This window comes from Pseudanabaena sp. FACHB-1998, assembly GCF_014696355.1.
Taxonomy (GTDB): domain Bacteria; phylum Cyanobacteriota; class Cyanobacteriia; order Pseudanabaenales; family Pseudanabaenaceae; genus Pseudanabaena.
The window spans coordinates 154377-168851 of the sequence record NZ_JACJQA010000026.1 but is presented as its reverse complement, the minus strand read 5'-3'; the positions used below and the strand labels follow the sequence as shown (position 1 = coordinate 168851).

General features: G+C 41.3%; 15 protein-coding genes and 2 tRNA genes. 13 read left to right on the top strand and 4 right to left on the bottom strand.

Features of this window, described 5'->3' with window-relative positions:
• From H6F42_RS10260 to H6F42_RS10250, 3 genes are all read left to right on the top strand, one after another.
• A partial coding sequence (locus H6F42_RS10260) for a transposase (protein ID WP_190399249.1) occupies positions 1-354 on the top strand: 354 nt, incomplete at its 5' end.
• 60 nt (positions 355-414) lie between these two features.
• On the top strand, positions 415-1092 hold the full coding sequence (locus H6F42_RS22305) for a cold shock and DUF1294 domain-containing protein (protein ID WP_190399248.1): 678 nt from the start codon (positions 415-417) through the stop codon (positions 1090-1092).
• Between the two features lie 134 nt (positions 1093-1226).
• Positions 1227-1904: a hypothetical protein gene (locus H6F42_RS10250; protein WP_190399247.1), complete on the top strand. Its 678-nt coding sequence runs from the start codon at positions 1227-1229 to the stop codon at positions 1902-1904.
• Positions 1905-1933: 29 nt separating this feature from the next.
• Here H6F42_RS10250 and H6F42_RS10245 read toward each other — a convergent pair whose 3' ends face one another.
• The 3 genes from H6F42_RS10245 to H6F42_RS10235 all read right to left on the bottom strand — a co-directional run bounded on the left by H6F42_RS10245 (position 1934) and on the right by H6F42_RS10235 (position 4990).
• The gene (locus H6F42_RS10245) at positions 1934-2236 is read right to left on the bottom strand and encodes a hypothetical protein (protein WP_190399246.1); all 303 of its coding nucleotides are present in this window, start codon (positions 2234-2236) and stop codon (positions 1934-1936) included.
• 63 nt (positions 2237-2299) lie between these two features.
• Positions 2300-3508, bottom strand: coding sequence for a DUF2252 family protein (locus tag H6F42_RS10240; RefSeq protein ID WP_190399245.1), 1209 nt, complete (start codon positions 3506-3508; stop codon positions 2300-2302).
• A 159-nt stretch (positions 3509-3667) separates the two neighbouring features.
• Positions 3668-4990, bottom strand: coding sequence for a hypothetical protein (locus H6F42_RS10235; RefSeq protein ID WP_190399244.1), 1323 nt, complete (start codon positions 4988-4990; stop codon positions 3668-3670).
• A gap of 381 nt (positions 4991-5371) precedes the next feature.
• On the opposite strand from H6F42_RS10235, the gene H6F42_RS10230 reads away from it, so the two are divergent.
• From H6F42_RS10230 to H6F42_RS10220, 3 genes are all read left to right on the top strand, one after another.
• Positions 5372-5496 (top strand) — tRNA-OTHER (locus H6F42_RS10230).
• An 84-nt stretch (positions 5497-5580) separates the two neighbouring features.
• A tRNA-OTHER gene (locus H6F42_RS10225) sits at positions 5581-5701 on the top strand.
• 150 nt (positions 5702-5851) lie between these two features.
• Entirely contained in the window at positions 5852-7456 is a 1605-nt protein-coding gene (locus tag H6F42_RS10220) for a TROVE domain-containing protein (protein ID WP_190399243.1), read from the top strand.
• A gap of 33 nt (positions 7457-7489) precedes the next feature.
• On the opposite strand, the gene H6F42_RS10215 is transcribed toward H6F42_RS10220, so the two are convergent.
• Positions 7490-8866 carry an NAD(P)/FAD-dependent oxidoreductase gene (locus tag H6F42_RS10215; RefSeq protein WP_190399242.1) on the bottom strand — a complete coding sequence of 459 codons (1377 nt, stop codon included), beginning with the start codon at positions 8864-8866 and terminating at the stop codon, positions 7490-7492.
• Between the two features lie 227 nt (positions 8867-9093).
• On the opposite strand from H6F42_RS10215, the gene H6F42_RS10210 reads away from it, so the two are divergent.
• From H6F42_RS10210 to H6F42_RS10180, 7 genes are all read left to right on the top strand, one after another.
• Positions 9094-9369, top strand: a complete 276-nt coding sequence (locus tag H6F42_RS10210) for a hypothetical protein (RefSeq protein WP_190399241.1) — start codon at positions 9094-9096, stop codon at positions 9367-9369.
• On the top strand, positions 9347-9592 hold the full coding sequence (locus tag H6F42_RS10205) for a hypothetical protein (RefSeq protein WP_190399240.1): 246 nt from the start codon (positions 9347-9349) through the stop codon (positions 9590-9592). The genes H6F42_RS10210 and H6F42_RS10205 overlap by 23 nt, the downstream gene beginning before the upstream one ends.
• 27 nt (positions 9593-9619) lie before the next feature.
• Positions 9620-10357: a Uma2 family endonuclease gene (locus H6F42_RS10200; protein WP_190399239.1), complete on the top strand. Its 738-nt coding sequence runs from the start codon at positions 9620-9622 to the stop codon at positions 10355-10357.
• A gap of 460 nt (positions 10358-10817) precedes the next feature.
• A complete protein-coding gene (locus tag H6F42_RS10195; RefSeq protein WP_190399238.1) occupies positions 10818-11393 on the top strand; it encodes a hypothetical protein in 576 nt (191 codons plus the stop codon).
• 275 nt (positions 11394-11668) lie between these two features.
• Entirely contained in the window at positions 11669-11998 is a 330-nt protein-coding gene (locus H6F42_RS10190; RefSeq protein WP_190399237.1) for a DUF433 domain-containing protein, read from the top strand.
• Positions 11999-12461: 463 nt separating this feature from the next.
• A complete protein-coding gene (locus tag H6F42_RS10185; RefSeq protein WP_190399236.1) occupies positions 12462-13199 on the top strand; it encodes a hypothetical protein in 738 nt (245 codons plus the stop codon).
• A gap of 328 nt (positions 13200-13527) precedes the next feature.
• On the top strand, positions 13528-14403 hold the full coding sequence (locus H6F42_RS10180) for a DMT family transporter (RefSeq protein ID WP_190399235.1): 876 nt from the start codon (positions 13528-13530) through the stop codon (positions 14401-14403).
• Positions 14404-14475: the final 72 nt, after the last annotated feature.

Below are 14475 nucleotides of genomic sequence, written 5' to 3'. Positions count from 1 at the left end.
ACGGTTGCATTTATGCAATATCTAGTCAACATGTATCCTAACAGTCAAATTGTTTTGTTATGGGATGGGGCAAGCTATCATCGTTCTCAAGAGGTTAAAGACTATTTAGCGACTATCAATGACGGTAAAAGCGAATCAGATTGGAAAATTACCTGTATACGTTTTGCTCCAAACGATCCTACTCAGAATCCAATTGAGGATGTCTGGTTGCAAGCAAAGCGTTTTATCCGTCAGTACTATCACTTACTAAAGAACTTTGACAATGTGAAGAGGTTATTTGAGTTAGTCACTCATCTTCAAGTCTTTTGCTTTGAGAAGATTTTTAAGTATGGCTTTTTTCCACAACTCATTTAGGATTGCTATATAGCGTCTACAATTGAAGAAGAAATAGAAGAATAACGTTGGGATTAGTCCATGAAATCTGGTTTAGTTAGTGGAAAACTTATTAAATGGAAAGACGAAAAAGGATTTGGGTTTATTCAGCCAGCAGATGGAAGCTTAGACGTATTTTTACACATCTCTGAAATCAAAGATGCAACTCGCCTTCCTGTTCTGAATGACACAATTTACTACAATACTGTTACTAAAAATGGTAAAGTTTGCGCCATCAATGCTTTTATTTTGGGAGCAAGAGATAAATCGACAAAAAACTCTTTGAATCCTAAAACTTCATCTAAAAGTGTACCTAAACAAGCATTTCCTTTAGTGAGTACTTTATGCCTATCAATTTTGCCGTTAATTGGATCAGGTCACTTTGCTTGGAGAGTAGCTAGTATCTTTCCAGTATTCAATCTTTTGCCAATAATTTTATATATTGGTATGAGTTTAATTACTTTTAATTTGTATGCTGCTGACAAGTATCAAGCAAATCATGGGAAATGGCGAACTTCAGAAATAACCTTGCATTCTTTTGAGTTTTTAGGAGGATGGTTGGGAGGATTTATAGCCCAAAAAATGCTGCGCCATAAAAACATCAAAAAGTCCTATCAGATCGAATTTTGGTTGGTCGTAATAATACATTATATTTTTTGGATTGTATGGCTAATTTTTAGTGAAGCGTATTTAAAACAAATAGCTTCTATAAGACTTTGAAAATAAGAAAAAATAATATTTAACGATGGTTTGTTCTAAAAATCTGTTCAGTTTCTTGTAATGTAATGTTTTATCTGTGGGAATTCACGTGTTTATGTAAATACTAGTTTTTCTGGAAATTTAGAGACATCTCTATGATCACAACAAATAAATCTTTACAGGAGCAACAGAAAATTAAGTCTACTGCTCAACAATTACAGGAGCATGGCTATAAAGTAGTCACTGAACCCTCAAAATCAGACTTACCCTTTAACTTAGGTGGATACCTTCCTGATTTGATTGCAACTAAAGACGATCGGGGGATAGTTTTTGAGGTTAAAACTACTTTCAAGCGTCTTTCGGTTGATCGATTGCAAAATATTGCTGAACAAGTTGCATCTCATCAGGGATGGCGGTTTGTGTTAATAACTTTGGATGATGAGAATGAAGAAAATTTACAATTAGAGGAAAAAGACTTTCCGTACTGGCAAGAGTTAGAATCTCGATTATTGAAAGTAGATACTCTTATTCAAGAATCATTTTTTGAGCCTGCTACCCTATTCCTGTGGAGTATTTTAGAAGCAGCACTTCGTAAAAAAGCAATAATAGAAAATATTCCCATTGAAAGATTTCCTGTAAATTATTTACTGGATCACCTTTATTCAAGGGGAGAAATTTCAATAGATCAGTTTGAAATTTTCAAAGATTTTTTGAAATTTAGAAATAAAATTGCTCATGGCATCATGACCCCGATAGATGCTACAGGTGAAATATTGATCTTAGCTAACCACACAATTAATTCTTTGATACAGGAGTGGATATCAACAATTTAGAAGTATGTAGCTCTGTTGTGTACCTCTGATTATTGATCTATTCTTGTAGAAACTAGCCTTAGTTCTTGTGGAATAGCATCTGTTTCTGCATCAAATTCCAATTGAGTTTCGCGAGTGGGCAAATATCCTGACTCCGCAAAGGAAAGTAGCATTCTCTGCAAGGCGATCCATACTTCTGGCTCAAATTCCCAGTCATAGCGAGAGTTGGAGCGACCAGCAATTGATCGTAAAGCCCAAAAGTAACTATTACGGACAATGGAGCCTTGTTTGTTATATTTCGGCACATCCTCCCGATTTATAAATAAAACCTCGTTATCGATCTTGACTCGCATACTTCTACTTTCTTCCCGATGAATAACATTAAAGCCCAGAATGATAAACCATTTTGGGCTTTTTTATTTACAGAACTCTTTCCAGTCTTGATATACCTGCTGACTGTAGGATTTAGCATACTCCATTACTTCAGTTCTCCATTTTGATTTGCTTGCAAACTCCATTAACTGCTCAACAGTTGCCGAGTCCTGTCTGCCGCTACTTCGTATATGTGACCAAGCAACTACTTTTCCTAAAGCTTGCATCAGTTGCTCCGATCGCATTAATTGGTCATCCCATTTTTCGATTTTCAAGCTATCGGTAGGGCTTTGAGTAGATTGAAGTTCGCGCAAAACAAACGAATCTGCACCCATTGTCACCGCTTGAAGAAAAGCAATAGGTATGGCTTGCGATCGCTTCTGAATTGACACGATGCGATCGGCTTCACTTTGCCAATGGGGTTGCTTCCAAATGCTGTAGGGCATAAGCGAAGACGGTAGGGCTTTCTTGAGGTCGAGGAGATAATTATTATCTGGAGAACCTTTACCTTCCACTAATAAAACATAACGCTCAATCCCTAAACTTCCTTTGCCAGCGATACGTTGGGCTACATCTAAAAGTTTAAAAAATTGCGGATTCGGATGCCTTGTCGCAAAGTCCTCCATAAAAGCTTGTACTTTCTGCTTTTGGGATTCTGAAACTGATAGAGCTTTTTTGTTATCGATTTTAAGCGATCGCTTTTGCTTTTCATTATCCAGAATAGTTCTTTCTTCTAGCAAGGCTTTCCGTTTAACGTGATGTTTACGAGACAACAAATCTTCGATCACTTCAGGAGCCGTGTCTTCCCCCATCCAATAGGCTTTGCCTTCCGCAATAGTTCTCCCATAGGATTCGAGCAATTGATGACAAAGGTTTTCGGCAATTTCTCCAATAGCGAAAGTCTGTGTCGCCACAAAAATACTGGTTAACAACCTCGCAATTTCCCATGTAGTTGGGGCAAGGATAGCTTCATCAAAATCATTAATATCAAAGTAAACGCTACGATTATCCGCTTTATAATTACCGAAGTTTTCAATATGAAGATCGCCGCAAATCCAAACCAAGGGAGCTTTCTTAAACCAAGATTTAATGGGTAAATCTTCATAAAAAAGATGGCAGGTTGCCCGAAAAAAGACAAAAGGATTTTCATCTGGAGATCGCATCGCTTCATATTTTTTAGATAGCAAGTAAGGATCTCTAGCTTGGCTAAGATTAAATCTTTGAATGCGATCGGTAATATTTCGATTTGCCATAAACATTCCCAAATTAATCCGAGAATTACAGTCTTTTGAGGGTTTGAGCAGTATAGAAATATTTTTGAAAGCGGCGCTTCGTAACTCCTTCAAAAATATTTCTGGGTTTTAAAAAAGTGCAAAGCGCTGTAATGTAGCCCGCTTAAAGTACTGACTACATTAATTTACCTTACTAATTCCTGTATAGACATTCTCATTAACTAATCCTAACCACGGATCGCTGGCAGGTGTTAAAAAGAGTTGATCATAAACCCGTCGATTAAGCGCGTTTAAAGATGCACTATTATTAACAGAATTATTCACAAATTCGCCATTGGCAAACCAGTTATGGATCTGGGCATGAAATACATACTCATTGCGAACTGTATCCTGTGCGATCGCCCGCTCAAAGCGATTTACTACAGTTCGGAGGGAGGCATTAGGCGATAATTTACGCTCCATCACCTGCAAACTACCTTGATCGAGATAGACGCGATTTTGATAAAGCCTAGCTAATCTTGCCCAGTTAGCATCACTCAACTTATCAAAGGGAGAAGGCGGCGTAACCTCTGCCAACGGATCGCCATTGGTACGGCTTAAGGTTGGTAATTCAACCATTGCCTTACCGACTGTCAAGCGGCTTGCGAGCATGGCACTTGCTTTAGGATCAGTAATTGATAAAGGGAGTAAAGGCTGGGTGGGCAAGCGTAATCGAGTTAAATCCGATCGCCAGTTGTTTTCTAATTGGGCATAGCGATCGCGATGATATTTAGTTAAAAGCTCTTGACGCAAATTTAGATCGCCTTCTAAACCTCTTACCGATTGAAATAAACGATCTGCTTCCTTCAAGTTTTCGATAAAAGCCTGTGGGCTATACAAACCGGGAATCGCTTCAATGGGGCGACCTTCGCTATCTAGCACGTAATGAATGCTGTTACCCGTGATTGTTTGCTCTAATTTACGACCATCACCAAAATCAATCGTTACCTTAGGGACAGGTCGCTCTGATTGCCAAATTAAAATGAAGCGATCGCGCAGCAATTGAGACACACCAGCGTTAGGATAGAGCGCCGTGCGGAAAAATCGACTATTGGCACAACTCAGTTCGTCGTTGAGATTGCCCAACAAACGCAGAGCTAAAATTGGTTTTCCAGTTTCCTTGGAAGCCACCTGTGCCGCCGCCAGATCTTTGTACCAATATAGGCGAGAGGCATCACAATCTTTTTGCTGGCAAATATCGTCTAAAACTGCCCTTAACTTTGGCTGATTCGGTAAATCCTTGCGATAGGTATTCCAAAACGCATCTACCCCCACCTCTTTAAATTCTCGTAATTTGGCGATCGCCTGTTGCGATGTGGTGCGATCGGCAGATGTTGCTTGCTGGACAAGGCTCTCTAAGGTTTGATCGGAAGCAGCTTGTGTAATCTGTGGGGTCAAAGCTGTGTAGGCGATCGCGCCAAATAAAGCCAAACAAGAATGAGCCAAAGTTTTATTTACAAGCATCTTGAAAATTTTCCTAAGTACACAAGTTGCAACTTATCTCTGTAAGACGCACTTATAGCATCTATTGTTGCCAAGTCAAACTATTGCATTTTTGTAGTATATGTAGTATAAATGTAGTGCGACATAGTTCAAGCGCGTAGAACGCCTAACCTGATTGCCATTGCAAGTACTACTCAAGTAATTGTGTAGCAATTAGAAAAGGAGATGCAGCCTCGCGAACTGCTGAATTCCTTTATGCACTGACTTGCCTTTATGGGCTGAAGCATTCAGGGTTACTGCTCCAGATAGATGCTGCTTGTTCGCAGGTAGCATCTATTCACAAATTGAAACTTCTAAATAATTGGAATTTCGCTTACGGCAAAATTCCAATTTGCTAAACATTGACGGATAGCTCAGTAGGTAGAGCATTGAAAACATCCTTTTTCGTCACTTACCCGCAAGGGTCGCAGATTTAGGGTTATCGCCTGAAACGCCAAGTGTCGAGGGTTCGAGTCCCTCTCCGTCAATTGGGATAAAATCTCAACCTGTAATGGTTTTCCATTTAGAAAATGGCAATGCCATTTTCTAAATGGAATTTATCCCAAATCTTGGGGTGGATAGTTCAACTGGTAGAACGCACTTTTGCCCGTAAGGGACGCAGACTTAAGGTTATCGCTTTTAACGCTCCCCTCCTTATGTCGCGAGATGTGGGTTCGAGTCCCATTCCACCCCCTTCTAAAAGCTAAAAGCTTTTAGGTTTTTAAATTTTGATTGCACTGTAAGTGCAATCAAAATTTAAAAAAATATCCTTCTCTTTGGTCGAGGCGAAGGAAGTTCTCTTTAACTTTCCCACTGGTTTGCCCCAAGTGGACAGAGAATGTCATGTCTTATAAATTTTTATTTCAGAAACCCAAAGATACAACTCAAACTCAAGCGATCGCAGGTCGTGAAGCCGAAATGATCCAAGGGCGATCGGGTGGCTTTGCCTTTGATGCGGGTATCTGGCGCATGTTGCGGCGTTGCTTGCTGATTGGTACTGCCCAAAGCACCTACTACGCTGGCAAACACGAACTGTCCGCTGATTTCATCGATACGGTGCAGAAATGTGTCGCCGAAAATCCCAATCGCGCAAAGAGCGAAATTCTATATGCAAGCGATGGTCGGGCGGTGAATAACAGCGCTCCCATTCTGGCTCTAGTCTTGCTATCGATGGGCGACAGCCAAGCGGCGAAACGGAACTTCATGGAAATCTTTCCTCAAGTTGTCCGCACGGGTAGCCACTTCTATGAATGGATGAACTACACCAAGTCCATGCGTGGCTTCGGTAAAGTCATTCGTGAAAGCGGTAAGGCATGGCTCTCCAATCCCGACACCAAGGCACTCGCCTATCAATTGCTGAAGTACCAACAACGGCAAGGCTTCTCGCACCGTGATGCGTTGCGTTTGTTTCACGTTAAGCCTGAAACTGACGATCAACAAGCGCTCTATCAATGGGCGGTCAAGGGTTGGGATGAACTTCCGACCCAATTTCCATCGGATGCGCTGGCGCAAATTTGGTGGTATGAATGGCTAAAGCGTCACCCTGACAAGACCCATAAAGCGATCGCTAAGGGTAAACTCACCCATGAAATGGCGGCTCCCATCGGACAGATGGATGTACGCGCATGGCAGTTGCTCTTTAACGAAATGCCTATCGGTGCATTGTTGCGGAACCTTGGCTCCTTGACTGAACTCGGTGTCTTGACAGCAAAGAACAAGGACAACTTGAAGCATGTCGCCAATGTGTTGAACAATCACGATCGCCTCAAGAAGGGACGCATTCACCCCATTGATGTTTTGAAAGCTCTCAAGACCTATCAATCAGGTGGTGCGCTCGGACGTAGCCAAAAGACTTGGGAACCAATTCCTCGCATTGTCGATATTCTGGAAACTGCTCTGGAAATGTCCTTCGATGCGATCGCGCCCACAGGTGCGACTTTCCTCCATGCGATCGATGTATCGGGTTCGATGGCTTACTACACCGTTAGTTCTATCGGTCTGACCTGCTGCGAAATTGCAGCAACGATGGCTTTAGCAACGGTGAAGGCGGAAACCAACTATGCGATTCGCGGATTTGCGACCGACTTCCGCGATTTGGGAATCACTAAAAAGGATTCCTTCACATCGGCAATGCAAAAAGCATCGAACCAAAACTTCGGTGGTACGGATGCGTCGGTGGCTTATGACTGGGCGATTAAGAATAAGTTCTATGCAGACGTGTTCTGCTTCTGGACTGATTCCGAATCTTGGGCAGGTCATCGTCATCCTAGCGAAGCCTTAGCTGAATATCGCCGCAAGGTGAATGCTAATGCGAAGGCAATCTATGTGACCTTGGCTCCCTATCGGCTCTCGCTAGTCGATCCTAAAGACCCTAATTCTTGGGATATGGGAGGTTTCGATCCAGCGATGCCCCGTGCGATCCAAATGGTAGCAATGGGTGAAGTCTAATAAAAAAGGAGTCGCAAAGCGACTCCTTTTTTATTAGACAACCTCGGCTGGTTCTCTTGTTTCTAATGAAAGCCCACCTGCTCGGATTCCTTCCATTTCTTCTAATGCCTGCAAATACCTGCCTGTAATAATTCTCGCGCCACGACGATGGGTGAAATAATTCCATCCCCATTGAACCATTACAAGAAGCTTATTATCAAATTCAATTAGATAATAAACATGCACAAATGTCCAAATAAACCACGCTAACCAACCCTTCAGACGGATAAACTTAAAGTCCACAACCGCCTCATGACGACCAATTACAGCGAGGCTTCCAAAATCCCAATACTTGAATTTTCTGGGTTCTTTCTCTTGAACTTTAGCTTCAATATAGTGCGCCACATATTCACCCTGCTGCATCGCCACAGGTGCAACCCCCGGAAGTGGGCGATCGCCTTGGTGAGGATAGTTCGCCAAGTCACCAATGACATAGACATTCGGATAATTGGCGATCGACATATCAGGCTGGACAACCACACGACCAACCCGATCTAGTTCGGCATTCAGGCGATCGCCTAATACTTTGCCCATTGGCGATGCCTTCACACCTGCCGCCCAAAGAATCGTTTGAGCTTGGATTTGCTCAACTTGCTCACCACATTTAAAGGTAACAACTTGATCCTCAATATTCGTCACCATCGCACTAGTTTTAACTTCCACACCTAATTTCAAAAGAGATTGTTTCGCCGCTTCAGAGAGATCGACATGGTAGGGAGGCAATACGCGATCGGTTCCTTCAATTAAGATGATTCGCGCTTTTTTTGTATCAATATTCGTGAATTCATCACTAAGGGTGCGATGGGCAAGTTCCGCTAAGGTTCCTGCGAGTTCCACGCCTGTTGGACCACCACCGATGACCACAAAGTTCATCAATGCTTCTTTAAACTTAGGATCATGGGTCTTTTCGGCTGCTTCAAAGGCGCTCAGGATGCGGCGACGCATATTAATCGCATCTTCAATGGTTTTTAATCCGGGGGCTTGTTCTGACCATTGATCATTACCAAAGTAATGGTGACTAACTCCTGTCGCCACGATCAGCGAGTCATAGTTTATATCTAAGTGATTTTTTAATTTAACTACCTGTGCTTGGGGATCAATATCTAGCACTTCACCCATGACGACGCTGGTATTTTTGTTTTCGGCGAGGACTGCCCGCAATGGTGAAGCGATATCGGCGGGGGAGAGGCTGCCTGTGGCGACTTGATAAAGTAGGGGCTGGAATAGGTGAAAGTTACGTTTGTCGATGAGGGTGACTTTAAGGGGAACCTTTGATTTGCCTAGCTTTTGGGCAGCATATAGTCCACCAAAGCCACCGCCAATAATAACAACATGATGGAGTGCGCTTTCATTTTGAGTACTTAGAGACATGGCAAGTTTTTAAGTTGGGTGTGATGTTTTTGCAGGTGGCATCTTTTAAAAGTTATTATATATGTAAATAAAAATATCTTTTTGTATCTTTTTGTTCTGGAACATTTGGCATATGTTGCAAGCGTAAGCAGCAAGACGGATATTCCATCAAACCAATTTGTTGCTATATGAGATCGCTGCGAGATCCAAAATGCTAATGTTTAGATTAGTAATCCAAAATACTTGTTATGAATGTGTCGGATAAACTGCGATCGCTAACTTATAGCTTGGATATCCAAATAGTTGGGGTATATTTTTGGTGCGGAAATTTTGTGATTCAGTTCGGTGGTACTGAGGTGGATGATGAGCCTTTTTACTATCCTTTTGTGGTTCCTACGTTTATTGGGTTTGGGTTTGTGCTTCCCAATTATTTTTCGTGGCATACTCCGTTTGATAAGTTTAAGCGCATCAAACAGAATGTGAATAATGTAGCGGAAGGTTTTGAGACTCGTGCCGTTAAATGAACATCCTGCGATTATTGGCTTACCTCCTTTTACGGTTAAGTCTTTACCTAAACAAGAATTTTTTGCTCTTCTTGAGAGTGCTGGCTACAGTATGAGTGCAACTATGCCTTCAGGTAAACATAATTGTTTGAAGTATCTTTTTTCTCATAAAAAGCATAATAGTGTGATGGCTGTCTATAATCCCGTGAATGATAGAATCGTTACGGCTTATCAGTTAGACTGAGATTTGCAACGTAAAGTACAAAAAACTATGGTTACTGTACCTTCTCCTTATCGTTTGCCAACTGCGGAAGACCTACCCGATTCCGATGAAACGCCTGTGGATAATGAACTCCAAAATGACATTCCCAATCTTCTATTGAATCTATTGCGAGAGATTTGGAGCGGTCGCTCTGATTGGTTTTGGGGTGTGGATATGGGAGTGTATTACGAGCCAAACATTGAGGAGCCAACCAAGTCTAAGGCAATCGTTCCCGACGGGTTTCTCGCTGTGGGTGTACCGAAGCAAACTGGTGAAGGTGGACGCTTGAGCTATGTGGTTTGGCAGGAAAAAGTAATGCCATTGCTTGCGTTAGAAGTTGTTTCTAAAAAATATAATGGTGAATACGACACAAAGTTAGCCAAGTATGCAGAGGTGGGAATTCTCTATTATGTGGTTTACAATTCCACAACTGGTCGCCGACTGTATCAGGATCATCAATCTTTAGAGGTGTACAAGTTAGTTGATGGAAAATATCAACTTTTGCCTGCGGTGGTGCTTTTGCCAGAGGGAGGAAGAATGGTATGGATTCCTGAGATTGGTTTAGGAATTGGTTGTGAGCAGGGTATTTATGATGGTTGGCAACGCGAATGGGTCTATTGGTACGATCGCGATGGTAAGAGATATCTCACTACTCAAGAACGTGCGAACCTAGAGCGTCAGGCTAGACTTGAGGCTGAGGCGTTATTACAAAAGTATCGCGATCGCTTCGGTGATATCTCTGAATAATCAAAAAGGCGATCGCTAAACAAGCAAAGTTAGTTTCGCATCAGGAGCGTTAGGAAAAAGAAAAACTTGCAGCATATCCGCGATCGCTTGGCATCAATCATGAGGAAATCTAATATTCTGTCATCAACCACACTGGTGTTTTTTGTTTTCGGCGAGGAATGCCCGCAATGGTGAGGCGATATCGGCAATTCTCAAAGTTCATGTCAGATCGGCCAAACACGCATTAACTTAATCACCGATCATTCTGCTAGATGTCGACTGTCATGTATGTTAGACAAATCTCCAAATCCACTTCACATATATTTCTTTATTACATCACAGATATGGTCAGCCATCGTTTTTGACTCAAACATGAAAGTTGACAGTTTTCTGAAGTGGTTCAGTATGCATATCTAAATACATATTTGTCAGGTTTTCCTAGATAATTATGAGTAAAAATTAGATTTAGATGAGTAACTCAATGAATGCAATTCCAAGACAGCGAGAAATTCTGAAGAATGTGAAGTATGACTACCTTTATTTGCTCTCTTTGTCTAGGGGACACCGTACAACAGCTACTGTTTGGGAAGGCTTGCATACATTTTTTATACTGCTCAACAGTATTGTAGCTGTCATTGCTAGCGCTTCAGCTCTAGCCGCCTACACAGAGCTTAAAGTTGTTGTTGTGACTTCTTCAGTTGTGGCTGCAATACTTTCATCACTTCTAGCTTCTCTTGATCCATTTAAAAGAGCTAGTAATCATCGTGAAATGGAAAATATGTTTGAACACTGGAGTAGAAAATTTTCTAGTTTTTTTGTTGTGAATATTGATGAGATAGAGAAAAAAACAGTCTTGGAAATTCAGAAAGAATACGATGATCTATGGCAAAAGTGGGAGGAAGCAAAGCCTAAAGAAAGCCGAGATGTGAACTGGTGGTTCATGAATATACTTGAATTAATGCCTAACAATCCAATGGTAAAGTTCAAACGAGTTCGAGATTTTATTAAATCAGAAGAATTTGATCGTAATTGGGAAAACTATAATCCTCGTTTTTGATCTTGAAAGTGCGATTGCCGATCTTGTAGTGAAAGACATAGTTAGATTGATGTAATAGTGAATTCCTGAGAACTGTGTTTAGCTTATTTTAAAAGAATTTCTAATACTCCAAATTAGCTGTGTCTATGCACTACGAAGTTGGTTATTTGTTTCAAATTTCTTGAGTGCGATCGCGGATGGTGTAGTACGTTTTGGAGAAAAATCGTGATTACCTTGTTGATGATAGGGCGAAGCGATCGCTTAAAATAGTTACATAAAGAATAGCCAGCAGCTTTATGACCGCAGCACCAACCTTAGCAAAACGATATATCGAGCAACGCGATCGAGGATACTGGGTCGAAGGAACCCGTATTTCTCTGGATTCAGTTGTTTATGCCTTTTTGAATGGTAAGTCACCTGAAAGCATTGCCCAAGACTTTCCATTACTCTCACTAGAACAGGTTTATGGAGCAATCGCCTTTTATCTTGGCAGCCGCGAGTTAGTTGACGCATATCTCAAAGAAGGTGAAGAAGAATTTGAGAAATTGCAAAAGTCCTATAGACAAAAGAATCCGCTTCTATATCAGAAGTTAAAAACTGCTCAAAAAACAGTTCAGGGGTTTTAATTCTTTCTCAGAAATTGCCAGTTAGTGACGCAATTGATGCACTTATTCTCATTTGGGAAGCCTCTACTGCTGAAGAATGGATTAATCAAATAATGTCTATCCCATTCTGAGTAGCTAAAAGATTTAGGATGAATGCGATCGCCGATTAAGCAAAAGCAACCTGATAACTGCTCAGATCCCCGACTTTTTGGATGATTAGCGAAAGCTATCGGCGATCGCCCAGCAAAAGCCGAAGATCTTGGTCGCAGTATTTTCGTTTTTCAACGCTTATTATAATTAACCAAATCTATCCTTGAGCCAAAAGGCAGACAACCAAAGCAAAATTGTAGCGATCTGCATTAAAATCAGTTCAAGTTAATGAATTCAAGGTAACATTCAAAAATTATTCTATGAATCCTTGACGCAAACCGCCTTAATCAACCAAGATGTCATATGAGCATCGCATAGCGTAACAAAAAAGACTATGGAAGATTTCAATCTTCTAGAGGAAGTTATAGATAACTTGGAGCAAGACAGCAATGTCCTTCGCATCAAACGCCTTATCCTCTTTACTTGTCATGATACTTGGTCAAATGATGTCAACGAAGTCAAAGCGTTGCATGTGCGTCAGCTTGTCCGAGAATTGATGATCATGTTTCCTGATCTCAATACTCTCAAGCAAAAGCTAAGTAGTCATGTTAAGCAACTTAGCAAACAGTCAGACTACCTTCTTGCTGCCGATAGTATTATCGATAGCATTGGTTTTTTATATACTTTACGAGATGATGGCACTCTCCCCGAAAGCTTTTTAAATCCTGAAGTTTTTGCCTCTAAATTAGCTAAAAACCATGGGAGCAATTCTCCACAAAACTCTTCAGAAAAAAATGGTCAGGACACTGACACAATCCCGCATCGCCACAATCTCAAATATTTAACTAATCTCTTTGATCTACGCACAGATATTTCGCGAAATATAAGTCCTCTGCACGCCAAGATTTTATTATTTTCCAGCCTAAATTATCGATTTAGTCCCCAAGAGCGGGACTGGTCGGCACTCTATACTTACGATCTTGATGATTTGATGCAACTTACGTTTCAAACCTATGAAACTATTGAAGCGTTAGAAAAGCAGTTAACGCAAGTGAGTCAGACCCTAGATCAGCCTGAAGATTCTAAACGAGCTGCTGCGGTGATTATCCAAGCTCTAAGACCATTTTATTAATATTTTGGGGTTGGAATATAGGTAGCTCTCTCTTCCAAGTGAATAATACCAAAGCACTAAATGGCTAAGCCATTTAGTGCTTTTAAAATCCTTTAGAGCTTACGCATTGAGTAGATGTGGCACGGGCTTCGCCCGCGCCACATCTACTAGAAACCCAATGAATTCGTTTTCACAAAAGTGTGGTCACACTTTCGTAAATTGGAAATAATTAGGCGTGCGAAGCTCTGCCACGCACGCCTAATTATTTCCAAAATTTGCTTAAAAGCCAGTAAAAGCACAAAAAAGCTACACCTTTTTATGTTTTTATTGATTTTTAATCAAGTTAAAAATGACTAATCCACAAGCTAAAAAAGATTCCATGGGACTTGTATATGGGTTCCTTGGAGTGCTTATTTTTAGCATTACTCTCCCTGCCACTCGAATTGCTTTAACGGAATTTGACCCCATATTTGTCGGTCTAGGTCGCGCAGTCATTGCTTCGGTGTTGTCCTTGATTTTATTAGTGACGACTAGACAGCCTTTTCCGCATTGGCGATTTTTGCCTAGCTTTGCGATCGTGATTAGTGGAGCAGTTGTGGGATTTCCATTGCTATCCACTCTTGCCATGCGAGATACCTCTGCTTCCTATGGAGCGGTGATTATTGGGTTATTGCCTTTAGCCACTGCTTTTTTTGGTGTATGGCGGGCTGGGGAAAGACCCTCTCCAAATTTTTGGATATTTGCGATCGCTGGTAGTGGCTTGGTTGTGAGTTTTGCACTCACTTCTGGCACTGGCACTATCAAATTTGCGGATTTAGCTCTATTAGGAGCAGTTATAACTGCAAGCTTTGGCTATGCGGAAGGCACTATTTTGGCACGTACCTTTGGCTCATGGCAGGTGGTTTGCTGGGCGCTAGTACTATCTTTCCCATTCATATTACCGATTGTTTTAATGCATTCCCCATCTTCGTTTGCCACCATTTCAGGTAACGTGTGGCTCAGTTTTTTGTATATAAGCTGCTTCAGTATGTTTTTAGGCTTTTTTGCATGGTATCGCGGCTTATTTTTGGGAGGGATTGCCCGAGTAGGACAACTACAACTGCTTCAGCCATTTTTGACGATTATTGCTTCAGCATTTTTAGTAGGAGAGGCAATTACCTTGAGAACTATTAGCTTTGCTCTCGGAGTAGTTATGTGCGTAGCTTTGGGTAGGAGAAACAAATAAAAAAGGCGGCTCGAAAAGCCGCCTTTTTTATTTGTTTTTATGAATTTGTTTTTTAAGCCAAAAACTGACAAA